This is a genomic window from Streptomyces scopuliridis RB72, assembly GCF_000718095.1.
Lineage (GTDB): Bacteria > Actinomycetota > Actinomycetes > Streptomycetales > Streptomycetaceae > Streptomyces > Streptomyces scopuliridis.
In genome coordinates this window covers 82,820-107,276 of the sequence record NZ_JOEI01000029.1, presented here as the reverse complement: position 1 = coordinate 107,276, position 24,457 = coordinate 82,820, and the positions used below count along the sequence as shown (strand labels likewise).

Here is a 24,457-nt window from a genome sequence, read left to right as displayed (position 1 = left end):
GGTGAATCGGATACAGCGGTCCGTCGGCGCGGTCATCGGTTCGGCGGTGGGCGACGCCCTCGGAGCGCCCTTCGAGTTCGGCCCGGCGGGAGCGTTCTCCACGCGGTTCCCGGCGCCCGGCGCCGGCGGCGAGATGTGCGGAGGCGGCGGCTGGGATCCCGGCGAGGCCACGGACGACACGCAGATGGCGGTCCTGGTGGCGGAGTCGCTGCTGGAACGGGGCGAGCTGGATCTGCCCGACATCTTCGCCCGCTTCCAGCGATGGGCGGCGTCCGACCCCAAGGACATCGGCCTCCAGACAGAGGACGTCCTCACCAATGGCATGCCCTGGGATCTGGCCGCCGCCATTCACTTCCAGGTCAGCCAACGCGCCGCGGGCAACGGCTCCTTGATGCGGGCGGCCACCTCAGCCGTCCACTTCGCACGCGGCGGACCGCAAGCCACCATGGACGCCGCGCGACGCATCGCCGCCCTGACCCACGGCGACCGCGCCGCCTGGGAAGGGACGGCCGTCTTCCACGAACTCATCCGCGTCACACTGGAAGGCGCCGAGCCCCTTGCCGCCCTCCCCGGCATCGTCGACCTCGTCCATCCGGACCACCGCCCGCGATACGCCACGGTCCTCGCCGCCGACTGGCACCCCGATCAGGCCACCGAGTTGAACGGCGCGGTCTGGCCCTGCCTGGGCTCCGCCGTCTGGGCCCTGCGCGCCACGGGCGGTTTCGAGGACGCGGTACGCGCCGCGATCGACCTCGGCGGTGACACGGACACCGTCGCCGCGGTCACCGGCGGCCTCGCGGGCGCGTACTACGGACCGGACACGATCCCCGAGCGTTGGACCGCGCCGCTGCACGTTCCCCTGCCGGGATCCGGCGGGCGAGTGCTGCGGCTGCCGCAACTGACCGACCTCGCCCACCGTCTCGCGGCCTGACTCCTGCCGTGTCCTCGGTGTCGACGCGGCGGGCCACGCCCAGTTCCACGAGCCGGTCGGCGTTCATGAACTGCTCGGCGCCCTGCGGGACGGCGATCATCGGAACACCGGTGAACAGCCCTTCGCCGCTGCTGCCCATCCCCGCGTGGGTGACAAACGCGTCGGCCTGTTCCAGAGCCGCCAATTGAGGTACCCAGGAGTGGACTTCGACGTTGGGCGGGATGTCGCCGAGTTCGCTCGGGTCGGTGTACTTCCCGATCTGGAGTACGACGTGCCGGCCGGGCAGGTTGCCATAGGCCGCCAGGCACTGACGGTAGAACTCCGGCCGGCGCGTGTACGCCGAGCCCAGAGAGACCAGCAGCACGTGCTCCGCATCGGCGGGACGCGTCCAGACACCGTCGCCCGCCCGCGCGCCGAGACAGGGGCCGACGAACGTCACCGTGTCGGTGTCGACCTGGTCCGCGTGCGGCTGCATCGACCGGGGGATCAGGGCCAGGGCCCGCCCGGGAGGGCCGGAGAAGGCGTCCACGTCGGTGGTGGCCGCCCCGCACTCGCCGAGCCACCGCGCGAACCTCGCCCGGTACGCGTCGGCGCCCGGCAGTTGCCACACGTGCGCCGCGACGTCCTGGTCGTAGCCCTGCCAGGCCACGAAGGTCGGGGACAGCTGGATGAGGGGCCGGTTCCGCGTCTCGGCGAGGGCGCGCGCGGCGTAGGCACCGATGTCGTACAGGTAGAGGTCCGCGGGGTCGTGGTGGCACACACGGGTGTGCGCGACGGGAGCGGGGCGCTGCCCCGTCCGGTGTCAGCCGTAGATCTGATGGAAGTACATGCCCGGGACTCTCACCCGTCTCCGGAGCCCTGGCCACGGGATATTCCCTGTCATCACACCGGAGTGGTGTGGTGCGATCATGGGACCGGATACCGACACGGACCCTATAAGGAAACGTTCGCCATGCCTGTGCCTGCCGACGCGACAGTCATCCATCCGATGCCCGATCAGCCGCGAGTGGTGCTGCTCAGACCACTGGTGAAGTCGCCGCTGATCGAGGTCGGGGAGTACTCCTACTACGACGACCCGGACGACCCGACGGCGTTCGAGACACGCAATGTGCTCTACCACTACGGCCCGGAGAAGCTGGTCATCGGCAAGTTCTGTGCGCTGGGGACGGGCGTGCGGTTCATCATGAACGGTGCCAACCACCGGATGGACGGCCCGTCGACCTTCCCCTTCCCCACCATGGGCGGCTCCTGGGCCGACCATTTCGACCTGCTCACGGGCCTGCCGGGGCGCGGTGACACCGTCGTCGGCAACGACGTCTGGTTCGGCTACGACACGACGGTGATGCCCGGCGTACGGATCGGCCACGGCGCGATCACCGGCTCCGGCGCCGTGGTCACCGCGGACGTGCCCGACTACGGAATCGTCGGCGGCAACCCGGCCCGGCTCATCCGTACCCGCTACAGCGACGAGGATGTGGCCCGGCTGCTGGCAGTGGCCTGGTGGGACTGGCCGGCGGAGCACATCACGGAGCACGTACGCACGATCATGTCGGGCAGCATCGCCGACCTCGAAGCCGCTGCCCCGGACGCCCCTCATTGGAGGATGCCATGAGTGAACGCCAGGTCCATACGGTCGAAGTGCCTCTGGGTGACGGCAGCGACGAGACGATTCGCGTGCAGATCCGTGAAGTGGACGAAAGCCTCATCAGAGTTGGCCGAGGCAGCCGCTCCGTAGCGCGGGCCGAGCGGTCGTTCGGTCAGATGCTGGACACCGTACGGCCCGTGGCGGAGAGCTTCGTGGGCCGGTTGCGAGGGATGGCGAACTCGCCGGACGAGATCACCCTGGAGTTCGGGGTGTCGCTGTCGGCCGAGGCCGACGTCGTCATCGCCAGTACCGCGACGGCCGCGAATTTCTCCGTGAGTCTGACGTGGAACAGGAGTGACGGGGCGGCCTCAACGCCCGGTGATCCGCAGGGCAGTTGACTGGAGCGGGGCGCCGCACAGGCCACTGCCACGACTGCGGAAGCGGCCGTGGCCGTGGCCGTACACCTGGTCGCTCTGAGCAAGCAGCCCTTTCCTCATGAGGCGGCCTCCTCCGCCTCCGGGGCCTCCGGGCTGCGGCCCGGCCCACCTCTCCAGAAACCGCGTCACACGGACCGGCGTGCGAGGTCCTCCAGTGCGGCGACCGCTTCGGCGGAACGCTCGTACGGCACAAAGAGGTGGTCATGATGGAAACCGGCGACCACGTTGCAGCTCAGACCGATGTCGGCGAGCTCCTTGGCGACGGCGGCAGTGAGGCCGACCGCCTCCAAGGCCGAGTGGACGCGCAGTGTGATCCACCCGGCCACGTAGTCGTACGACAGCCCCGCCGCATCGGCCTCCTCCAGCCGCACCACCATGGTGAGGCCCTCCTGCTCCGAGACCGTGACGACGGGGGTGATACCGGACGGAACGCCACCAGCTCCATCGACGGTGGCGAACACATAGCGGCCCGGGTTGAGTTGCGGACGCATGCCGCTCAGTAGTTTTCGCAGATCACTTTCACCGGTCATGACCGGCACACTACGCGCGAGCGCCAGGCGCTGCGGCGGACTGGCGGTGCCGGCGATCGACACGATGGCTTCGTCATCCTGGAAACCCTCGGAGACGGCCGTTTTCGTGGAGGGAATACGCAATCGAGGCGCCGAAGTCGGTCGTGCCTCGCGCGGCGTGTCAATCTCCTCGGAAATATTTTGCGAGATGTGTGTGCCATCCGTATCCAGCACGGACAACCGGCATACCGGGCCCTCTGCTTGAGCAGACTGCCCCGGGTTCGGTGCATGGTTCGTATGTGCTTCGTACATTCAACGGCAAGACTCTTCCCATGCTTCCGTCGAGTGGCGCTCAGATGCCTGATATTGCGACGATCAACCCAGTTCGCTTTCACCTGGGTCCGGTCGGGCGAGCAGAGCTCCCGGTGGGCAGGAAAGGCGACAAGGATGCCTGACCGACGCGATCCGTGGACTGCTTTCGCCGACCGTCAGCCGGAGCCGCGCTCACGCAATGCCGCCGGCGAGACCACATGGTTCAACTGGACCCAGTATCCGGACCACGGGCCGGGCCCCGAACTCCTGGGTGCACCGGGCACAGTTCTCGATCTCGGCTGTGGAGGCGGCCGTAACACAGCCCATATGGCGGTGACAGGCGCGCGAGCGGTGGGCGTGGACTTGTCGCCCGTTCTGCTCGCCCAGGCTCGTGAGCGCTGGGGCCATGTGCCAGGTCTGAGTTTCGTGCCGCAGGAAGCCGTCGGATTCCTCAAGGAGACCGACATGCGTTTCGACGCCATTTACTCGGCCTACGGTGCCGTGTGGTTCACGGACCCGGACGTTCTGCTGCCCCTCTTGCGGACGCGGCTCGCGCCGCACGGTTGTCTCGTCTTCTCCCACGAGCCGCCGATCGAGGGCTGTTACGGAGCACAAGGAACCTATATCCGCCGCAAGAACGGTGGTCCCCCCGTGCCCGTGGTGCGCTGGGCCCACACCCCCGAGCAATGGCGGGAAATCCTCGCCCGGCACGGCTTCGTCACCGTCGACACGGAGATCGTCGAGGCCCCGGACCCCGCCTATGTCCCCACCATGCTGGTGCGGGCCGCGCCGTCGCCGATCTGAGTGACGACCGCGGTTGCTGCTCTGTCTATGCGAAAGGAGGTGCATTCCCATGGAGAACACCAACGAGGTCGAGCTCGTCGAGGTGGCCGAGGAGGAGGGCGAAGCCTGCCTCTGCTACGAGGCCCCCTGAGCGTGACGTGTGCCGTGTCCCGCACCAGGTGCGGGACACGGCACACGCCGTCCGGCGCGTCATTCGATTCAAGGAGTACGAGACCGTGAAACTTCGCCTGATCGATCCGGTGTTCTTCAGTGTCCGGGGCGACGGCACGTATATGTCCAGCCCCAGGATCAAGGGTCGGGTGAAGGTTCACCCCTTGGTGGTCGGGATCCTCACATCGGCTCCGGACGGTATCGATACCGAGGCGCTCACCGCTGAATCCGAGAACGTGGCTCTCGCGATCGCCAAACTGCGTGGACTGGGTTATCTGACCTCCATGGACAACGCTGGTGACCGCGAACTGCCCGCCCCCTGGAAGGAATGGGGAGCGCTGGCCTGGCAATTCCACCAGAGTATCCGCGACGCACCTTTCGTGCGCCCGGAGTCGGAGGGCATCGCCGAGTACTACGAGTCCCTGAATGGACGGGACCGGCCGGCCAACTCCAGGCGCATGGAACCTGATGGGGAAATCCTGCTCCTTCCCCGGGTCCGTGCGCGCATGCCGGTGTCCTTCCAGGACGTGCTGGAAGGACGGCGTACCCATCGCGACTTCTCCGGTGATCCGATCCCGCTCGACGAATTCGCGACCCTGCTCCAGTACAGCTTCGGGCCGCTCAGATTCATCGACGCGGGCAAAATGGGTGTGCTCGAACTCAGGGCGAACGCGTCCGGCGGCTCACGGCACGAGACGGAGGCCTACGTCGTCGTCCTGAACGTGGTGGGAGTCGATCCGGGGATCTACCGCTACGAAGGCATCCGGCATGGACTCGTGCCGGTGCGGGAAGCCGTGCCGTCCGAGGCCCTGGAGCACCTCACCTTCAACCAGGGATTCTTCGAGAAGGCCGGCTTCGGGGTGTTCACCACGGCTTTCTCGACGCGGATGTCCTGGAAGTACCCGCACCCTCGCGCGTACAAGATGCTGCTGCACAACGTCGGCCATGTCGCCCAGGTGTTCTCCATGACCTCGGTGGCCCTCGGGCTGGGAGCCGCGATCACCGGCGCCTTCCGGGACACCGAGGTGGAGCAGCTCCTCGGGAACGACGAACCGGGCGAGTTCGCGACTTTCGTCATGGTCTGCGGGATACCCGTACAGACCGGAGACGGCCTGCCGGTGCGCTATCGGACGCCGAGCGCAGCGTTCGTACCGTGACCGGCCCCCTCGCTCACCCGGCCTTCCGGAACATGGCGAAGGGGCGAACCGCTGGCTTCTTCGGCAACGGAATGGCGCCGGTGGCGTTGGCGTTCGCGGTCCTCGACCTCACAGGCTCCGTCACCCAGCTCGGCCTCGTGGTCGGCGTGCGCTCGGTGGCCGCTATCGTGACCACGACCTTCGGCGGGGTTCTGGCGGATCGCTTTCCTCGCCGACTGCTGTTGCAGAGCACTTCGTTCGGCGCTGCCGTGACGCAGGCGGTGGCCGGCCTGACCCTGCTGGGCGGTGTCGCCTCGGTGCCGCTGCTCATGCTGCTCTCCGCCCTCAACGGGGCGTTGGCGGCCGTCGAACTGCCCACCACCACCGCTCTCGTCTCCCAGACCGTGCCCGGTGAGCTGCTGCGCCGGGCGAACGCGCTGCTGCGCACGTTCACCAGTGTCGCCACGTTGTGCGGTGCCGCCGGGGGAAGTCTTGTCATCGGGTGGGCGGGCCCCAGTTGGGGAATCCTGGTCGACTCCGCTTCATTCGCCGTGGCGGGGCTGTTCTTCGGCAGGGTCCGGGTCGGCGCCGTGGTGCACGCTTCCGCCCGGGGGTCGATGATCGGCGACCTGCGTGAGGGCTGGTCGGAGTTCGCCCGCCACCGCTGGCTGTGGACGGTGGTACTGCACGCCTCGGTCTGGCAACTGGTCTGGGCGGGCAGTGTCCAGGTCATCGGTCCCGCGGTGGCCGAAGCCGGCGTCGGTGCGCGCACGTGGGGGCTGGTGTTGGCGGCCCAGACCCTGGGGGCCATCGCCGGAGGGCTGCTCGCGCTGCACTGGAAGCCCCGCGCGGCCCTGGCCACCGGAGTCCTGCTGACGTCGGTCAGCGCGGCCCTGCCCTGGGCCCTGGCCGCCGAGCCGCAGCCGGCGCTACTGATTCCGGCCGCCTTCCTCACCGGGGTGGCGATGGAGCAGGTGAACATCGCGCTGACCGTTGCCGTCCAGGAACGCATCGCGCCCGGCCAACTGGCACGCGTGACGTCGTATCAGGTCCTTGGTTCGCTGGCCGCCGTCCCGTTCGGCCAGCTGCTTGCCGGCCCGTTGTCCGCCGCGTACGGACAAGGCCACGTGCTCGTCGCGGCCGGCGCCTGCATCGTCGCGGTGACCCTGGCTGTGCTGGCCGTACCCGACGTCAGGACCACAGGCAGAGCCACACCTGTCTGTCGATCCGGAAGTCGTCGGTACGGTAAATGATCTTGTCTCCTCCCCCCGCCGACCGGCTCGCCCGGAGGCCGCGAAGCCCGTACAGACGCATGTCACCACTCCTGCCGGACCACTCGACCACTGATGGAGAGCCCATGGATCAGGCCGCGCTGGAAGCCATCGAACGCATCACCACCCGGACGCGGCAGGTCTACGACACCATCGCGGTCGATCCGTTGACTCCGTTGCTCGGCGCCGAGATATCGGGCCTCGATCTGTCGAAGAAACCGACGCCCGAACAGGAGAAGGAGGTCAAGGATGCCTTCCTCACCCACCACGTGCTCGTCTTCCGCGACCAGAACCTCACTCCCGACGACCACAAGCGGTTCGCCGGACTCTTCGGCGCACTCCACCCCGTGGCACTCCCCATCGAGGGCTCGGACCCGTACATCCTGGAGATCAGTGCGAACAAGGAATCGCGCTGGGTCGCCGGTGACGGCTGGCATGTCGACGGCTCCGCCGAAGCCGAACCGTCGCTCGGTTCGATGCTCTACATCACCCGAGTTCCGGAGGCCGGCAGCGGCGGCGACACTCTGTTCGCCAATATGCATCTGGCCTACGACATGCTGTCACCGTCGATGAAGACGTTCCTTGAGGGGCTGACCGCCCTCCACAACGGTGCGCTGCCCTGGCTGCGGCGGGGGCAGACCCCGCCGGCCCGGTACGACGTCCCGAGCAACGAACACCCGCTCGTGGTCCGCCACCCGGAGACCGGCCGCAAGCTGCTCTACGTCAACAACCCCTATATGTCGCAGATCACGCAGCTCTCCCGAGCCGAGAGCACAGCGGTCCTCGACCTGCTGTACTCCCATGTCGCCCGGACTCCTCTGCTGCACTGCCGGGTCCGCTGGCAGCCGAACACACTGGTGTTCTGGGACAACCGCTGCGTCCAGCACCACGCCGTCTGGGACTACTACCCGCACGGGCGCTACGGCCGGCGCGTGGCCATCGACGGCACCAGGCCCCAGGCATGACCTCGCTGCCGATCGGCGGGTCCGGCCAGAATGCGCTGCTGCAGCTGTTGCAGTTCCGGCATCGGCTCCATGCCCAGTTCGGTGACCAGCCGCTTGCGCAGACCCATGTAGAGGTCCAGGGCTTCGCTCCTGCGGCCGCTGTCATGGAGGGCGGCCATCAGTTGAGCGTGAAGTCGCTCCCGCATCGGATACTCCATGACGAGGGGGGTGAGGTCGGCGGTCAGTTCTGCGTAACGCCCCAGTTGCAGCAGCAACTCGAACCGCTCTTCCTGGGCGCTCAGACGCATCTCTTCCAGGCGTGCCGACTCGGCCTCGGCGTTGGGCCCCGTGGCCCCGCCGAGGGCCGGTCCCGTCCATAGGCCAAGAGCCCGGTCGTAGAGCTCGACCGCTGATTCGGCCTGGCCGTGCGAGCGCTTGTGCCGTGCCCCGGTGACGGTCGAGGTGAAGGTGTCCAGGTCGAGTTGGCCCTGTTCGATCCTGATCAAGTAGCCGGAAGGACGGGTTGTGATGGGGTTGTGGTGGATCGGTTCGAAGGCCCGGCGCAGTTCCGACACGAGGGTGCGCACCCGGGTCTCCGGTGAGACGGGCAGGGGGCTGCCCCACACGGAATCCATGAGACGGACATTGGTCACGGTGCGGTTGGCCTGCAGAAGCAGGGCGGCGAGCAGTGACCGCTGTTTGCCGCTGAGCGGTAGCCACTCCATGCCCGCGCGTACTTCGACCACGCCCAGGACTCGAAACTCAATCTCGGTACCCACGTTGTTGAAACCTCTCCCCGTGTTCGTATTCCCGCTGCTCGACGGCGTGTTGGGCCTACGTCCACTCATGGGCCGAGCCTTCCTTGCTCCAGCACGCCGCGAGGCTGGCAGGAGCATCCGGCCACTCTCTTGCCATGCTCTTGCCACCCCCTTGCCATCTGCAGTCGGCATTGCGGATGATCACTCCATGACCAACGGGGAGATGCGATGCGGTTCCGGATCCTTGGGCACCTGGAGTGGCTTCGCGAGGGTGTGTCGTTGCCCATCGGGCGCCGTAGGGAACGGCTGCTCCTGGGGCTCCTGTTGCTCGACATCGGGCGTACTGTTTCGGCGAACCGGCTGATCGAACTTCTCTGGGACGAGGGCCCGCCGCCGTCAAGTGCCCGCGGGAGTCTTCAGGCTCATGTCTCACGCCTCCGTGGCCGGCTCAATGAGGAATCGGCCGAGGAGTACGGGTTTGTGCTCTCCAAAGCGAGTGGCGGGTATCTCCTGGACGGTGATCCGCAGGCCGTGGACTTGCACCGATTTCGTTCGCGACTGCAAAGTGCAGAGCGGGCGAGTGCCCCTGCGGAGCGGCTGCGTCTGCTCGGTCTGGCCCTTCCGGAGTGGGGTGGTCCCGTACTGGCCGGTGTCGCGTCGGAGGGGCTGAGCCGGCGGCTCGGCACGGGGTTCGACGAGCTGCGTCTGTCGGCAGCCGTCCAGCGTGCCGAGGCCAGACTCGCGCTCGGCCAACACGGTCTCGCTCTTGAGGAGTTGGCGCACGTCATGGCGGAGCATCCGCATCATGAACGCCTGGCGGTACTCCGGATGATCGCGCTGTACCGTTCCGACAGGCGGGGCGAAGCGCTGCAGGTGTACAACGAAACGCGCGCGCGGCTGGCCGAGGAGCTCGGGCTCGATCCGGGCGTCGATCTGAAACGCGTCCAGGGCATGATCCTGCACGCGGACCCCGCGCTGCTGAAGGATCTCCAGCTTCAGGGTGTGGGCCGACGGCCCGGGGCGGAAGCCGGCCCTGAACCCCCCGCGGCGCGCGACACGGCCGCTCGGTGGAAGGCGGTGAACCCTGAGGCCGGCGCCGCCTGCGCCCAGTCCGTGCGCCGACACCCCAGGACAGGCGTATACATCGGCAGGGAAAGGGAGTTGGAGGAGCTGACCGCACTCGCGGCGCAGGCCGGCAGCAGGTCCGGGCTGGTGACGGTGGTGGGCGCGGCAGGCACCGGCAAGACAGCCCTGGCGCTCCAGTGGAGCCGCCGGGCGGAGGCGGACTTCCCGGACGGCCAGCTGTTCGTCGATCTGCGTGGCCACAGCGAAGGGGATCCGCTGACGCCGAAGGAGGCGCTCACGACCCTGCTGTCCAGCCTCGGCACCGCTTATCAGGACATCCCGCACCGTGAGGCAGAGCTGGCGGAGTTGTATCAGCGGGCGCTGGTCGGCCGTCGCGTACTGGTCGTCCTCGACAACGCGGAATCGGCGGACCAGGTCAGCGGGCTGGTCCCGTACGGGCTCGGCTGCCTGGCCCTCGTCACGAGCCGCAGTCGGCTCGGCGGCCTCATAGTGCGTCACGGCGCCTCGACTCTGCGGTTGGGGCCGCTGGCGACCGCCGAAGCCGAGGAGCTGCTGCGCAGCATCATCGGGGCCGTGAGGGCGGGGAGTGAACCGCAGGCGCTGGCCGACCTCGTGAAGGTCTGCGGAGGCAACCCCCTCGCCCTGCGGATCGTCGCGGCGAATCTCGCCGTGAACCCCGACTGCCGCCTCGCCGACTACGCCGGAGCACTGAGGTCGGGAAATCCTCTGGAGCATCTCTCGGTGGCCGGAGACCCCGGATCGGCGGTGCGCCGGGCCTTCGAGCTCACCCGCCAACGGCTGGACCCGGAGACCGCGGAAGCCTTCCGGATGCTGGGTCTGCTGCCAGGACCCGCGACGACCGTCGCGGCGGTCGCGGCGCTCCTCGGCCGGTCCGTCAGGGCGACGCAAGCTCTCCTGGACCGGCTGTACTCCATCCATCTGGTGGAGTCCATCATGCGGGAGAGGGTGCGTCTCCCTGACTTGATCTGGTGGTACGCACGGTTCTTGGCCGATGAGGAGCAGCCGGCCCAGGTACGCCGGGAGGGCCGTCGCCGCTTGTTGCGCTGGTATCTGGGCGCCGCGGACGCGGCAGCACGCTGCCTCCATCCGCAGTTCCCGCGCCTTGAGCTGCCCGGTCCGGGGGAGCCGCCCCCGTCGCCGCGGTTCGACAACCGGAAGGACGCGGCCGCCTGGTTCGACGCCGAACGCACGGAACTGGTCAAGCTCATACAGTCCATCGACGCCGATGCCGGCGCCGACAGCGAACCGGATCCGGTGGACCGGCTCCTTGCGAGCACTCTGCGCGGATACTTCTGGCTTCGTCGGGACACCGAGAGCTGGATGGCCGTGGACACCATCGCACGGCGCGCCGCCGAACGTGCGGGAGACGCTCCGGGACAGGCTGTGGAAGCGGGTGAGGCCGCCGCCCTGTCGGACCTCGCGGGTCTGAGCACGGACCTCGGGGGGCTTGAGCAGGCGGCCGGAGACTTCGACGAGGCCATCGCACTCAACAATGCCATCAGGCGGGTGAACTGCCAGGCGCAGCCGTTGTCCGGGAGAGGTGAGGTGCTGTACGCGATGGGGCGGCTGCGGGAGGCGGGCATATTCTGCAGACGAGCCCTTGCCCTGTCCCGGAGGATCGGCGCACCTCACAGCATCGCGCGGGTCGGCAACACCCTGGCGGCGATCTCGTCCGACCTCGGGGAACAGCGGGAAGCCGTGAAGCTGGCCGAGGAGTCCCTCCAGGGATACCGGGCCGTCGGCAATCTCGCGGGTGAGGCAGAGTCCCTGAGCGGCCTGGCCCTTATCGCCGCGAGAGGAGGCGACGGCCGCGGCGCCTTGCGGTTCGGGCTCGCGGCGTCCAGGGTGAGCAGGAAGGCGGGGCGGCCGCGGATGAAGCTGGACGCGATGATAGCCATGGGACACGCCAGGTTCGAACTCCGCAGCTATGAGCGGGCCTTGGCCCATTTCGACAGAGCTCGCCCGGCGGCATACGAGATGGGCTACCTGCGAGGGCTCGTCATGGCCCTGCTCGGCTCCGGAGTCTGCGCCCTGCGCATGAACCGGCCCGGTGAGGCATTGCGGCACTCCGGTGAAGCGCTCGCACTCGCCCGGTCCTCCCTGCTGCTGCTCCACGAGGGGCAGGCGTACGTGGTGAAGGCGATGGCGCATCGTGCCGACGGGGATCAGGCGGCGGCACGGCGGGCCGGGCAGCGTGCCCTGGAGATTTACGCGCGTACGGGATTCCGGCCCGTCTGTTCCCCCTTCTCGTGGCGCTAGAGGAGTAGGTCCGAAGTCCCTTCTGCCCGGGGGCGGTTGTGCCGCTGAGAGTTCTTCGCCCGCCCGCGCCCCTCTCAGCCGGCGGACTGAGCGTCGGTGCCCGGGCGGCCGGATTTGCGCAGCACAGCCGTGTACGACAGTAGGGGTGCGGCAGGGGGGCTGCCCGGATAGCGGAAATCCTCCACGTCGGAGATCTCCCACCCGGCGGGTTGTGCGATCAGGGCCAGCTCGGACGGGTCGCAGAAGAGGTAGGGGAACCACGATGTGGCGGTGGTCCGGTACCGGATACGCATGAGTAGTTCGCCGGGGAGCCTGCCTCGGGCGCGGTTGGCCGTCACGTAGGCGTGGTTCTCCTCGGTGACGGCGACCGGACGGCGCCCCTCGGCAAGGATGAGCGCATCTTCGGCCGTGACGTCGTGCAGTTGGCGGAGTATCTCCGTACCGTGGGCCGCGGAGCCCAGCAGGCCGACATTGTTGCCGAGCAGCAACACCGTCCGGAACGGTTCGCTGTCGCGGAAGAGGTCCGCGGACTTCCCGATGTCACCGAGGACACACTCCTGGATGCCGCGCTCCCGGCAGATTCCAAGCGCCAGCGGGGAGTTGTCGAGAACCGTCACATCGCAGGATCTCCCGGCCAGAAACGCGCTGTGCCTGCCGCCGCCGGCCCCGATGTCCAGGACCCGTCCCGACGCATTGCCGAGGAGTTCACGGATGGCCGGTGGCCAGCTCTCCTCGTCGCCCAGCCACTGGGCCGAGCCCGAAGGCGTGATCAGGCCGTCCGAACGCTCCACATAGGCGACCACCGGCCGTTGCAGGCGCAGTGAGTCGGAGAGCTGCATGCCGAACGCGTCCCCGAGTTCCGGACCTGCCGGGTTCAATTCCACGGGACTCCTCCATAGGCGTGAGACGGAGCATTGAGCCGTCCGGCCAGCTTTGCCCACCGGCCATACGGTTCACATACGAGAAGCGCACTGAGCTTGTGCTAGTGCGCCCATGAGTACCGCAACGGAAGGTATTTGAGGCCGCCGGAGAAAGCGGAGCTCAAGTATGCCGGCTCACCGGAAAGTTCCATGGTTCCGATACGGGGCAGGAGTTCCGCGAAGAATGACAGTATTTCGAGCTTCGCCAGCGCCGCGCCGAGACAGTGATGCACTCCGTACCCGAACGCCAGGTGCCGGTTGGGAGTCCGCTCCACATCGAATCGGTGCGGGGCGTCGAATACCGCTTCGTCGCGATTGGCCGAAGGATAGGAGAGGAGCACCGAGTCTCCTTTCCTGATGACGACGTCGCGCAACGTGTAGTCCTGGACCGCGGTCCGCATGAACCCCTTGACCGGGGTGACCCAGCGGATCATCTCGTCGACCGCCGAGGGGAGTCTGTCGGGGTGCTCCCGGAGCATGTCCAGCTGTCCGGGGTTCTCGATGAGGGCTTTGAGCCCCCCGGCGATGGTCGCGCCCGCGGTGTCGTGACCGGCCGACAGGATGATGATGTAGGAGGAGAGCATCTCCCGGTCGTCGAGGAGGCGTCCGTCCAGCCGGGCGTTGGCGATGACCGATGCCAGGTCGTCCGTCGGCCTCGCCCGGCGCCGGGCCGCCAGGTCCATGAAGTACGTATAGAACTCGCGCATGGCCGACTGCCGGGCCTCGGGAGGAAGGGGGCGCCGCCCCGCCGGGGTGAACCGGAAGATCTGTGCGGACTCGGAACGGTCGAGCCCCATCAAGCACAGCAACACGTCGAGCGCGTACACGTCGGAGACGTCACCGACGAATTCGCATGCCGACCCGAACTCCCGCATGCGGTCGACCGCTTTCCCGGCAAGCGCCCGTACCCGCGGCTCAAGGTGACCGACCGCCTGCGGCCGGAACCGGTCCGCGATCACCCCTCTCATCCCCCGATGCTCATGACCGTCCAGATGAATGAGCGGGCGCAGCGCGGTCCGTCCCGCCTCCGACCGCTGATGGGCCGCGTCCACCGAGGCGCCGACCAGCACCGGGCGCGGAGCGCTCAGAAATGTCTCGTTCTCGCGCTCCACCTCCTGGATGTCGGCATGGCGGGTGACCGCCCAGAAAGGGTTGTACCCCGGGGCCTCCACCCAGTGGACCGGCGCCTCACGTCGCAGCAGTGACAGAGCCGCGTGCAGCAACTCGTCATCGGCGTACGTGGCGGGATCCGCGAGCGTTCTGCCTGCTTCGGCGACGGTGATGGGCACCGAGGGGCCTCCAGTGAGCTCAACGGCGGGAAAAGGTAAGCCTGTTGGTTCCGGCGAAATCGACACCCTAATCCAGAGATCCCGTCAACGGGAGCGTTCTCCACCACGGGACAAGTGCCTCTCCGGAACGTATCTCGCGCGTATGCGCCGTGTGCGTCCGTCGGGGAGACTGCTCGGGTACCGCTGTGCTGAGAAAGGTGAAGCCAGGTGATCGTGCTCGGCTACAACGGATTCAGTCGTAGTTCGGAGCTCTTCGAGCGTCTTTACGGCGCCACTGGTGTCGACCGTCATCTGCTCATGGGGCACGACGCGGCAGCGGCGCTCTCTGTCGACGGTGAAGTCGTCGCGGCAGTGGAGGAAGAGCGGCTGAACCGTGACAAGAAGACCTCCGACTTCCCGGTGAATGCGGTCGGCTGGTGTACTGAGTCCATCGGTATCCGGCTCGACCAGGTGGATGTCTTCGCCTTTCCCTGGAAATTCACCTCCGCCGTAGCCGAGGAAATGATCGCGGGGATCTGTGCGCGGGACATGCCGGTCGAGGCGAAGTTCGATCATGTGCGACGCGTCGGCGAGCTCTACACCGGCATGCTCAGCCGGTCGGCGGTGCACGACGACTTCGTACGACGCACCGGGTTCGAGATGGATCCCAACAAGCTCCTTCTCGTGCCGCACCATCTGGCTCACCTCATGTGCGGCTCGTACCTGGCAGGGGGCGGCGATGCCGCCTTCCTGGTGAGTGACGGTCGTGCCGAGACCCTCTCCTCGGTCATGGGGGAGGTACGCGACGGAGTGGTCTCCGTCTTCGACCGCGGCACGGTCGACGTGGACAACTCCCTGGCCCTGGCCTACGGAAAGATCACCCGCTACCTCGGATTCGTTCCCAACAACGACGAGTACAAGGTCATGGGTCTGGCCGCGTACGCTCCACCGCCCCTGCGCAATCCGCTCCTCGCGCGGGCGGTGAGACTTCGCGAGGACGGTTCCTACACGGTCTCCATCCCTGGTGACAGGAGGGCGTACTACGCGCTCTTCGACCATCTCTTCGAGGCGGACCCCGCCAAGCGCGAGGAGTTCGGCTTCCGGGTCAAAGTGGCGTCGATGGCCCAGCACATGGTCGAGGCCGTCACGGTGCACCAGACGCGCGCCCTGGCCGCCGCCAGCGGTCTCGACACGCTGGTGTTCGAAGGCGGCCTGGCCCTCAACTGCGTCAGCAACACGAAGATGCTGGAGAGGTCTCCCTTCGCCGACATCGAGGTCAGCTTCGGCGCCGGGGATTCCGGAGTGGCCATCGGCGCGGCGGTCTACGCCGGCGGCCTCCCACGCCGGCATTCACCGGCCGGGCCCACCCCCTATCTGGGGCCCGCCTACGAAGACCACGAGATTCACGAGGAACTGCTCCGTGTCGCGGACAGCGTTGAGTGGGTCGAGCTGGAAGGCGGGCAGGTCGCGCAGCGGACCGCCGAACTCCTGTCGGAGAAGAAGGTGGTGGGCTGGTTCCAAGGGCGCGCCGAATACGGGCCGCGTGCGCTGGGGAACCGGAGCATCCTCGCCAATCCGGCGTTCGGCGATATCAAGGACATCATCAATCTCCGGGTGAAGCACCGTGAACCGTTCCGGCCGTTCGCCCCGGTGATCCTTGAATCCGAGGCCCCGCGGGTCTTCGAGATGGGCAAGAAGCGCCGGTCCCCGTACATGACCTTCGTCTTCCCGGTGAAGGACGACTACCGGGACAGGATCCCCGGCGCCTGCCATGTGGACGGCACCGCGCGGATCCAGACGGTCACCCCCCGGAGCAATCCGGAACTGGCGCGGCTCCTTGAGGCATTCTCCGGGCAGACCGGTGTCCCGTGCCTGCTCAACACGTCGTTCAACGTGGCCGGTGAGCCCATCGTCTGCTCTCCTCAGGACGCCTTGGAGTGCTTCCTGAAGACGGAGATCGACCATGTTGTCATCGGCCGCTACCTGGTGAGCAAGAAGAGCGGGTGATCTCCGGCGCCTTCCTCAGGTGACCGGCGAGGAGATCTTGCGCGGCCTGGACGACCGGGCCGCGCAGAGCTGCGCGCGGGCTCCGCCTCCCGTCCCCTGTACGGCGGAACGAGGTGCCACCGCCCTTTCCGGGCGATGGCACCTCATCCCTATCGGCTGGTCAGAGCGTCGGCTCCGGAGCGGCCGGCGAGGTGGTGCAGCACACGCCGGACGTGCCGCCGGTGGGCCAGCAGTCGGTCCAGCCCGGGCTCTCCTCGATCCCGGACAGGGCCGTGGCGACAAGGCCCTCCCAGCTGGTCTCCGAAATGTCTCGTACCGTCAGTTCCTGTGCTTCGGACATCGTGACTCTCCCATCTGATCTATGTGCGTGACATGGCCCGGCCGGGGAGCGTTCCGCCGTGAGGCGGTGGCGCCCTGGCCGGCCCACGTTCAGCGGCGTGCGTGGCTCTTCGCGGATACGTCACCGTGCCTCCTTCTGCCGGTTCAGTAGCCCAACTCGTGGGCCAGGCGGGTCATTCGGTCGCACATCTCGTCCAGCAGTCCCCACTCGGGGTCGAAGCGCACGGGACCGGGATCGGGGACCGGCCTGAGCCGCGGATTGCTCAAGAATTTGTGATCACCGCCGTAAAGTCCCCCCGAGGGACCGTTGTTGGCGAATTGCCAGGCCTCGGGACGCAGCATCCGGTCGATGACGCCGTCGCTCGCGTCCAGGCCGAGCCAGTCCAGAAGCCGGCGTGACCACAGCTCCGGTTCGCGGAGCAGATCCTCGCCGCGCACGCGCATCCACTGATCGTCGGGCAGCTCCGCGAGACTGGCCGCGATCCTCCGGTGTGACAGGTACCAGGACGTCGCGGCTCCCACCGCCCGCACCTTCTTGTTGGTGAGGTACTGGGGGTTCTGCTCCTGCATGGAGCGCTGGGTGGTGACCGGGTGCCGGGTCAGGTGGAGGAACTTGGCCTTGGGATAGTGATTCAGACAGCGCGCCAGCGACTCGTCCGTGGCCACGGTGTCCGGGGACTTCTCGACACCGACGAGCGGGCCGACGTGTCCCAGCAGATCATCGAGCACGCTCGTCGTCGGCCAGTCCGTCCGCTCCAGCAGCCAGTCGCGGGCGCGGTCGAGCGCGTCCTGCGTCTGGACACCCTCGTGCACCTGGGCGATGGCACGGAAGACCCCGCTCAGCCGCGTCCTGCGGTACTCGGGAGGGAACCTCTCGGCTTCGGTGCCGTTGTCGCCGATCAGATCGCTCACCCGCTCGTTCGCGAAGACCAGCAACTCCGGGAAGCCGAAGATCTGCGGGTGCCCTGCGAGGAGGGCCAGGGTGATGGTGGAGAAGGAGCGCGGCGGGGAGAGAATGAAGACCGGCTCGGGGTGGCCGGTGCTCGCGGCGATGTCCTGGGCAGGAGCTGTTGTGGAGCCGGGGGCGGTCATATGTGTCTCCCATCGAGGTGGCCGACGGCCACGGTCAGCAGATGGCGCATCCCGGGCCGATGGCGCCGGACTGCGGTGGTGGCCGGGCGGCAGCCGCTGGTGAAGATCCGCCCGCCGAGCCCGGCCGACAGCGCCGTGAGCCACAGCGCGTGTCCCAGGGCCCCGGCTCCGGAAAGGAGTGCGGGATACCCGCTCGCGGTGGGCGAATCGCCGACGCCCCGCAGGTCTCCGCAGACCAGCAGGAGAAGCGGTGCGTCCATGTAGAGCCCGGAGAGCGGGGGGAGGCGGGGCATTTCGGTGACGGGGGTGCCGGCCGTGCCCGCCGAGTAGAGGTCACCGCCGCGGCCGGCGGACGAAGGCCGGTGCCCGACGACGGCGAATACGTCCGGGCCGGTCCCGCCCCGTGGCAGTGCGGCCCGATGAATGCTCCAGGCCCCGTCCAGCAGGGCGAGTACCTGGCCGTCGTCGACCTGTGCCGGGGCGAAGGCGTGCGCCGGGGTGCGTTGTGCCGGCAGCCCTTGGAGGGGATCGGCCCACTGCCCGGGCACGCTCCGCAGGACAGTGTCCTGCCCTGCGGAGCCCTGGCACGGCGGTGTGCGCCCGGCAGCGGCACCGGCGACGTCATCGGTACGGGGCGACGCGCCGACCGTACCGCGACACACCGCCGCCACGTCCGTGATGGCGTCCGCCATCCGGATCAGTGTCATCTCAGGGTCTCCTGTGCCGTCGGCCGCGCCCAGGAATCGCGCGACAGCGCCGCGACGGCGGTGACGGCCTCCCGTTCCGGGTCGATCTCAAGCCACTCGGGCAGATCGCTGTCCCAGTCCGCGGTGAAGGTCACGTGGATTCCGGATCCCCGCGCTGCCACGATGAGTTGCATGGCGGCAACGCCCGCTTCCAGATGGGCCGTTCGCCAGGCACTGTCCCCGCACACCGTGTGCAGGCGGCCGATGTCGGCCACGACGACCACGGCCGCCTCCGTCTCCTCGCCATCCAGTCCGGCCCGTGCCAGCGCTGCCCGCCACGGCAGGATGTCCGCCCGGACGGAGAACACCCGGTGTCCGACGTCGTCGTACGTGAAGACGGAGCCGGGCAGCCCGAAGAGCGACGGCTCGGCCAGGACGTACAACTCGACGCAGGCGAGACCACCTTGGCTCGGCAGCCGGCGCTCGATACCAGCGGCGTCGACCCCGGCCGACGGACCCGTCCCGCCGGTTACCCCGGCCCGTCGGGCTTCGGAGGTCCCGACGGATCGGCCGGCCTCCGCGCCATCCAGGCCGGCCGTCCGCACGAGCAGTCCGGCGATGTCTGCCAGCGGGTTCGCGCGTACGTTCTCGTGCGGGTCCGGTGCGGCAGGCAGCGCACGAGCGGGGGACGTGGGCAGGACCGTGCGCCGGTCGAGCGCCTTGCGCAACTGCCGGCGCCTGGGCGCCGTCATCCTGACGGTGGCGGCCAACTCCCGCGGGGGCAGCGCCTGCTGCCACTCGTACGCGTCGACGGACCGCGCGGTCGCCGCCGGTCCGGGGTCCGCCGCCGCCGTGCCGTCACCGCACCGCGCGCAGCCGGTGTCGGGCGTGAGGAGCCGGCGCTCGGTGGTGTGGGAGGCGACCGTGACACGGACAACGGCGCTCGACGTCGCCGGTGGAGTCGTACCCCCGAGCACCGCCAGTACCTCCGACGTGGTCAGTGCGGTCAGGAGACCCATGGCCGCCTCGTCGGGAGCGACGCCCGGTACGGGGCCGGGATCCCATGCGGCGTCGCCGCGGCGGAAGCAGCCGACACACGCGGACTGCCCCGGCCAGAACAACGGCCCCACTTCCACCGCGTCGGCCCGGCAGGCTGCGCGCAGCACCGGAACTCCCACGGCATGAGCCGATACGACCAGGGCCGCGAGCCGTGCCGGACTGTCCGGCGTGTCGAGAGCGACCACCAGACCGGTGCCGGGAGCCATGTCCCCCGCACTGGTCGGCCGGGCGCCGTCGGCGGCCGCCTCGGCCACCGCCACCGTGCCGACGCCGCCGGCAGCGAGGTCCTCGGCCAGCGGCCCGCCCAACTGCTCGCCGGTCACCAGCAACACGCTCGCGGCCGCCAGCGCGGCAAGCAGGTCCTCGGCCGAACCGTGGCCGTCCATGGTGTTGATGGTGCGGGAGAAGTACGCCACCACGTCATCGGAGACCGGCGGATCCGCCGTGGACCCGGGGCCACCGGATTCGAGCACACCCCAGTCGCCGATGAGTTCCAGCGCCTGCCGGAGCCGGGCCGGCTCCACGTCGAGCCGCGCGCACAACGCCGCGTGGTCGTGACGGCCGTCGAGGAGCGGCAGCAGCCGGGCGACGAACTCCGTCGATGCCCCGCCGAGAAGCATCCGGTGCGGGCCGCCCTCGATCACGAGTCCACCAGGGGATTCGACGCGCGCGAGACCACGGCAGAGCGCGGGGAATGCCGGGACTTCGTGACGCGGTGGGTGACTCATCGGCCGGCCTCCGCTGTACGGACAGGGCCCAGGGCCGCCCGCAGGCGCCCCGGACCGGAGTCCCCGATCGCCTCTCGCACGGGCGCGGAGGGGCCGCAGCGGGGGCAGCTGTGGCGCGGGACGACGTGGTTCCTGTCGATGCCCCACTCCCTGAGCCGGATGGTGGTGACGATGCCGTCGTCCGGCCCGTCGGGCGCCCCGGCCTCGGGGACGGCCCGCAGACAGGTTGCCGCCACGGCCGCGGCCAGCCGGGCGTGGTGCGGCAGGAACCCGCCGGGGCCGGGCTGCTGTCCGGCGTCGTAGGAATGGTGCAGCAGCGCCGTGGCGGCGGCTTCACGGTCGTGCTGTGCGCGCCGTCCTTGGAAGCAGCGGAAGCACGGCCCGTACGGCGGTCGGATGAGCGGTCCGACTCGTACGACCGAGTTGTCCATGACGACGGGAAGCCAGGGACGCGAGAACCGGTACGCGAGGTTGTCCAGCCGCTCACAGAGACGGGGAGCGGGGTTCTGCGCGGTGAGTACGACAGTGCCGCGCACCGTGCCGAATGCCTGCTCGACGTCGTCGGGCGACAGCACGGCGCTGCCCGTGAACTGTGCGGACAGCAGCTGCGCGGTCCGCTCACCGAACCCGCCGACGGCTATCAGAGAAAGGGCTGCGGCCACGGGTTCAGCTCCTCCTCTCGACGTACGGAATGGCCCATGTGCGCGGGTGCGTCGTAAAGCCTTGGATGTGCCCGGTACTGGCCGTACCGATGAAAGGTCAGCGGCTGCAGGGCGGGGATGACCACGCAGACGGCGGTCAGCCCGGCGAGCTCCAATTCCCGGGTGGTCCGGTCCACGGCCACCGCCTGCATCCCGCGCCCGCCGAGAGCCCGGAGCAACTGCTGGAGCGCGGCGGTGGAATCGGTGGGCAGCGTCGGCTGACCGGGAGGGCTCTGCCGCCGGGTATCGCCGTGGCCGCCGAGCAGGAAATCGAAGGACTGCCGCCGCCGCGCCTTTCCCATGAGTTCGGCTCCCGCCATGATCAGGCCAAAGCTTCCGGGGTCCTCGCGGTGGAAGAGGGCACGGGCCGGGATGGTTTCGAGCAGGGTTTTCGCCGCGGCCTCCGGAAGGTCGCGTCCGGTGGCGCAGCCGACGATCTGGCGGCATGCCTCGTCGTACTCCGAGGTCTGCACGCAGTAGACGGTGGGCACTCCCATGTCGGTGGTGGCGTCGAAGAAGTACGTGTCCATGAAGTGCCGGTCGCTGTATTCGATCAGTGTGCTCAAGTCGTCCGTCGGTGTGTCGAAAGTGATCCGGCGCAGGGGCAGCATCTGCAGCCAGGTGATCGCGGCCGCGTCTCGCTCGCAGACTTCGGCGATACCGCGCACGATCGCCTCGACGGGATCGGAATGCACCGCGTACCCGGTCGAGATCCGGTTCCAGAAGCCTTCCGCGCCGGCGAGCCGCCGGATGCCGTGGCGGGCCATGACGGCCGGGACCCACATCGGCTCCGTGGTCGCCAGGTCGAGACCTTGAGTCCACCTGATGCGCTGGTGGGGGTCGTACGGGGTCACCGGGCAGCGGCCGCTGCTGTACTCGCGCGGTGAGCACTTGGGCAAGGCACTCATGTCCAGGACGCGGCCGTCGAGTTCGGCGGCCGTGGCCCACACTTCCCGTTCACCGGGAAAGTCCGCGCCCGCGTAGCGTTCCGCTCCCTCGGCGATGGCTGTGAGGGCGGCCTGTTCCGGCCCGTCCAGCGACCGTCCGGCACCCCTGAACTCGTCGGGGCGCTCGACGCCGGGAGCCCCGCCGATCCGCGCCGAGGCGAGGGACAGCCGACGGAGCCCCCTCACCGGGGCCCCCGGCAGGACCTCGGACATGACTCCGTAAGGGGACACGAGCGCGCGCAGTCCTGCCGCGAGTGCGTCGCCGAAGGGCGCGCCGGCGGGGGAGACGACGCCCGCCGACCGTGTCCGCGCCGCCCCCCGGGTCATCGGGCCGAGCCGACGGTGTCGAAGCCGATCTGCGGCGAATCCAGGTTCCGGTAGGGAGCGGACGGGTCGACGCCCGCGTCGAACAGGGCGCCGGCCACCGCCTCCTCACGCGTTCCCGCACGGGTGCCGAGCACATGGCCGACCAGGCCTTCGGCGACGGCCGTGGCCCGATGCTGCCCGAAACTCCGGCCCGTCTGGCCTCCGGACCTCTCGGCGAACGGCTGCCAGGCCACGGACACGCCCGGCGCCACCTGCTCCGCGAAGACGGAGACCTTGGAGCCCCGCCCCGGAAGGTCCACGACACAGGAGGCCACCTCCGCCACCGCGTCCCAGGACTCCGGGCCCAGATAGGCGACAAGGGCATCGCGCCGCGGCACCAGATGAGGGGAGGAAGCGACCTTGAGCCGGTACGGAACGCCCCTGTCCTCCAGGCAGTTGAGGACGAGGCGCCAGGCCTCCTCGGCCGCGGCCAGGCTCTCCAGATTCACGTAGAGGCGCAGAGTCGGTTTGCGGACGGAGCGTCCCCGGCTGCCGTCGGTGAGGAAGAACCCGGGCGAGAGGGCGGGCCGTGCGGCCGGCATGGCGAGGTACACCACGTCATCACCGTGGTACGGGGCATCGGTGACCACTCGCTCCACCGGCACACGTACCCGTGTGCCGTCGATGGTGACCAGGAGCTCTCCGTCCCGCCGCTCGTGCACCCGGGCGCTGGTGACCGAGTTCCGATGGGGTATGGCCTCCGTGAGCCGGGCTTCGAGCGCGGCGTCCCGCTCCACGTCCTTGTTCTTGTACATGTCGGCCGGCCGGCCCGAGTGGAGGAACTCGTACAGCGCCCACCGCAGGTAGATGGAGAGATGGCGGGGAGTGTTCGCCTCCAGCTTGTGACCGTCCACGACCGCGGTGCATCCGTCGGTCCGCACCACGACCTGCTCCAGCTCACGGGCGAGAGCCGGATCCAGGGTGTCAATTGCTGCGGGCATCGAACTCTCCCATCTCCAGAAGCCGGGCGAAGCCATCGGGGGCCAGCAGAGCCCTGCGGCCCATCCCGTTGGCCACGTACTGGGTCGCGCTGAGGAGCGCCATCCGGGCGACGACGTTGAACATCCGGTCGTACAGATGCCAGCCGGCGTACGAGATCGCGCGGCGCGGCAGATCGGGATCCGGCGTGCCGCGCGAGGACCTGTAGCCGTCCCAGAACGCCTTGACAGTGGGCTGCACCGTCCGCAACTCGATGACGGTCTGCGCGGAGATCTCCTCACGTGTCGCACCCGTCGCGGATCTCGGCCGGCCCGCGTCTCCCGTATGCAGAACGCGGGCGGCCCGGTCCGCGGCCAGATACAGCCACTCTCCGACGAACATCCCCACGTCCCGGGCCGGGTCCCCGAACCGGAACTCCTCCCAGTCGACGATGTGCGGACCCTGCCCGGAGACCAGGATCTGGTCGAGCCGGAAGTCGCAGTGCGAGGGCGCTTTCGGCGCGGTCTCCTCGCCGTGACGCAGGGCCCGCACCGCGTCCACGACGGGCTGATCCTCCTGGAGAAGACGCCAGCCCTGGAGGACGGCGGCACTGGAGGTCTGGAACTGTCCGACGGTCAGGCCGTCCAGGGAGTTCAGCGGCGGATACGGCGGCAGGGAGGTGTCGATGGAAATGTCCTCGGACAGCGGCAGCTCATGGAGGCGTCCGATCACCTCGCCGATGTGGTGGGCGAGTTCAGGCCCGAAACCGGATTCGCGTGCCAATTCGTTGGCGGGCTCGGCGTCCGGTACCAGATCGAAGACAAGGAGATTGTTCTCCTCGTCCGATCCGAGAAGTTCAGGCGTACGGAGTCCGGGAACCCGAATTCTCTCGAATTGCTTGGCCCTTTCGAGTCCGGGTGCCTGTTGCCCCGGCGCTGCGTTCATCTGCTTGACGAAGACCCCGCGACCCGAAGTCGTGAACCCCGAGCACTTGCGATGACGTCCTGAATGGCTGACCACCGTCTCCGGCAGGAGTTCGCCAAGATCCTGGCGTGAGAGAAGCGAGTTGACCGTAGCGAGATCGGGGATTCGTGCGCCGCTCGACGAATGCATGAGGATCAGTGTCGCGGCCGTTCGTACGAAGCACATACGCGGCGGACACGTCGTGCATTCCGTACAGCCCGGTTGCCCATCACATATGAGGAAGCGGGGGTGGGAGAAGC

General features: G+C 68.7%; 21 protein-coding genes and 1 pseudogene. 9 read left to right on the top strand and 13 right to left on the bottom strand.

Going from position 1 to position 24,457, the window contains the following annotated elements:
* Position 1 precedes the first annotated feature (1 nt).
* Complete coding sequence (locus IF11_RS42455; protein ID WP_030354863.1) at positions 2-931, top strand: ADP-ribosylglycohydrolase family protein; 930 nt, start codon at positions 2-4, stop codon at positions 929-931.
* On the opposite strand, the pseudogene IF11_RS0129755 reads toward IF11_RS42455, so the two are convergent.
* A pseudogene (locus tag IF11_RS0129755) lies at positions 837-1,679 on the bottom strand (nucleotide disphospho-sugar-binding domain-containing protein); the annotation flags it as partial. The gene IF11_RS42455 and the pseudogene IF11_RS0129755 overlap by 95 nt on opposite strands.
* Positions 1,680-1,883: 204 nt before the next feature.
* On the opposite strand from IF11_RS0129755, the gene IF11_RS0129750 reads away from it, so the two are divergent.
* Positions 1,884-2,543, top strand: coding sequence for a CatB-related O-acetyltransferase (locus tag IF11_RS0129750; protein ID WP_030354861.1), 660 nt, complete (start codon positions 1,884-1,886; stop codon positions 2,541-2,543).
* The gene (locus tag IF11_RS0129745) at positions 2,540-2,914 is read left to right on the top strand and encodes a CU044_2847 family protein (protein WP_037728895.1); all 375 of its coding nucleotides are present in this window, start codon (positions 2,540-2,542) and stop codon (positions 2,912-2,914) included. Before IF11_RS0129750 ends, IF11_RS0129745 begins: the two co-directional genes overlap by 4 nt.
* A gap of 164 nt (positions 2,915-3,078) precedes the next feature.
* Here the strand turns inward: IF11_RS0129745 and IF11_RS0129740 are convergent, their stop codons facing one another.
* Positions 3,079-3,483 (bottom strand): ACT domain-containing protein, encoded by a 405-nt coding sequence (locus IF11_RS0129740; protein ID WP_030354859.1) that lies wholly within the window; start codon positions 3,481-3,483, stop codon positions 3,079-3,081.
* Positions 3,484-3,909: 426 nt separating this feature from the next.
* On the opposite strand from IF11_RS0129740, the gene IF11_RS0129735 reads away from it, so the two are divergent.
* From IF11_RS0129735 to IF11_RS0129715, 4 genes are all read left to right on the top strand, one after another.
* A complete protein-coding gene (locus IF11_RS0129735) occupies positions 3,910-4,578 on the top strand; it encodes a class I SAM-dependent methyltransferase (RefSeq protein WP_037728893.1) in 669 nt (222 codons plus the stop codon).
* 215 nt (positions 4,579-4,793) lie between these two features.
* The gene (locus IF11_RS37980; RefSeq protein WP_157848463.1) at positions 4,794-5,885 is read left to right on the top strand and encodes a SagB/ThcOx family dehydrogenase; all 1,092 of its coding nucleotides are present in this window, start codon (positions 4,794-4,796) and stop codon (positions 5,883-5,885) included.
* On the top strand, positions 5,882-7,117 hold the full coding sequence (locus tag IF11_RS0129720) for an MFS transporter (RefSeq protein WP_063759261.1): 1,236 nt from the start codon (positions 5,882-5,884) through the stop codon (positions 7,115-7,117). Before IF11_RS37980 ends, IF11_RS0129720 begins: the two co-directional genes overlap by 4 nt.
* A gap of 104 nt (positions 7,118-7,221) precedes the next feature.
* Complete coding sequence (locus IF11_RS0129715; protein WP_030354855.1) at positions 7,222-8,100, top strand: TauD/TfdA dioxygenase family protein; 879 nt, start codon at positions 7,222-7,224, stop codon at positions 8,098-8,100.
* On the opposite strand, the gene IF11_RS0129710 is transcribed toward IF11_RS0129715, so the two are convergent.
* Positions 8,055-8,858: an AfsR/SARP family transcriptional regulator gene (locus IF11_RS0129710; RefSeq protein WP_165840643.1), complete on the bottom strand. Its 804-nt coding sequence runs from the start codon at positions 8,856-8,858 to the stop codon at positions 8,055-8,057. The genes IF11_RS0129715 and IF11_RS0129710 overlap by 46 nt on opposite strands.
* Before the next feature lie 207 nt (positions 8,859-9,065).
* Here IF11_RS0129710 and IF11_RS0129705 point away from each other — a divergent pair, with 207 nt between their 5' ends.
* Positions 9,066-12,203, top strand: a complete 3,138-nt coding sequence (locus IF11_RS0129705) for an AfsR/SARP family transcriptional regulator (protein WP_078490991.1) — start codon at positions 9,066-9,068, stop codon at positions 12,201-12,203.
* A 74-nt stretch (positions 12,204-12,277) separates the two neighbouring features.
* Here IF11_RS0129705 and IF11_RS0129700 read toward each other — a convergent pair whose 3' ends face one another.
* Positions 12,278-13,087: a class I SAM-dependent methyltransferase gene (locus IF11_RS0129700; protein ID WP_133243240.1), complete on the bottom strand. Its 810-nt coding sequence runs from the start codon at positions 13,085-13,087 to the stop codon at positions 12,278-12,280.
* A gap of 98 nt (positions 13,088-13,185) precedes the next feature.
* Positions 13,186-14,412 carry a cytochrome P450 gene (locus IF11_RS0129695; RefSeq protein ID WP_030354851.1) on the bottom strand — a complete coding sequence of 409 codons (1,227 nt, stop codon included), beginning with the start codon at positions 14,410-14,412 and terminating at the stop codon, positions 13,186-13,188.
* 207 nt (positions 14,413-14,619) lie between these two features.
* On the opposite strand from IF11_RS0129695, the gene IF11_RS0129690 reads away from it, so the two are divergent.
* A complete protein-coding gene (locus IF11_RS0129690; RefSeq protein WP_030354850.1) occupies positions 14,620-16,398 on the top strand; it encodes a carbamoyltransferase family protein in 1,779 nt (592 codons plus the stop codon).
* 160 nt (positions 16,399-16,558) lie between these two features.
* Here the strand turns inward: IF11_RS0129690 and IF11_RS0129685 are convergent, their stop codons facing one another.
* From IF11_RS0129685 to lxmK, 8 genes are all read right to left on the bottom strand, one after another.
* On the bottom strand, positions 16,559-16,738 hold the full coding sequence (locus IF11_RS0129685) for a hypothetical protein (protein WP_030354849.1): 180 nt from the start codon (positions 16,736-16,738) through the stop codon (positions 16,559-16,561).
* Between the two features lie 143 nt (positions 16,739-16,881).
* Positions 16,882-17,829: a sulfotransferase family protein gene (locus IF11_RS0129680; protein ID WP_030354848.1), complete on the bottom strand. Its 948-nt coding sequence runs from the start codon at positions 17,827-17,829 to the stop codon at positions 16,882-16,884.
* On the bottom strand, positions 17,826-18,536 hold the full coding sequence (locus IF11_RS37970; protein WP_030354847.1) for a nitroreductase family protein: 711 nt from the start codon (positions 18,534-18,536) through the stop codon (positions 17,826-17,828). Before IF11_RS37970 ends, IF11_RS0129680 begins: the two co-directional genes overlap by 4 nt.
* Positions 18,533-20,302 (bottom strand): hypothetical protein, encoded by a 1,770-nt coding sequence (locus IF11_RS0129670; protein WP_157848462.1) that lies wholly within the window; start codon positions 20,300-20,302, stop codon positions 18,533-18,535. Before IF11_RS0129670 ends, IF11_RS37970 begins: the two co-directional genes overlap by 4 nt.
* A complete protein-coding gene (locus tag IF11_RS0129665; protein WP_030354845.1) occupies positions 20,299-20,964 on the bottom strand; it encodes a TOMM precursor leader peptide-binding protein in 666 nt (221 codons plus the stop codon). Before IF11_RS0129665 ends, IF11_RS0129670 begins: the two co-directional genes overlap by 4 nt.
* Positions 20,943-22,277 (bottom strand): YcaO-like family protein, encoded by a 1,335-nt coding sequence (locus tag IF11_RS0129660; RefSeq protein ID WP_078490990.1) that lies wholly within the window; start codon positions 22,275-22,277, stop codon positions 20,943-20,945. Before IF11_RS0129660 ends, IF11_RS0129665 begins: the two co-directional genes overlap by 22 nt.
* Positions 22,274-23,257 (bottom strand): T3SS effector HopA1 family protein, encoded by a 984-nt coding sequence (locus IF11_RS37115; RefSeq protein ID WP_051746348.1) that lies wholly within the window; start codon positions 23,255-23,257, stop codon positions 22,274-22,276. Before IF11_RS37115 ends, IF11_RS0129660 begins: the two co-directional genes overlap by 4 nt.
* Positions 23,241-24,347, bottom strand: a complete 1,107-nt coding sequence (gene lxmK, locus IF11_RS0129650; RefSeq protein ID WP_030354842.1) for a class V lanthionine synthetase subunit LxmK — start codon at positions 24,345-24,347, stop codon at positions 23,241-23,243. The genes IF11_RS37115 and lxmK overlap by 17 nt, the downstream gene beginning before the upstream one ends.
* Positions 24,348-24,457 lie beyond the last annotated feature (110 nt).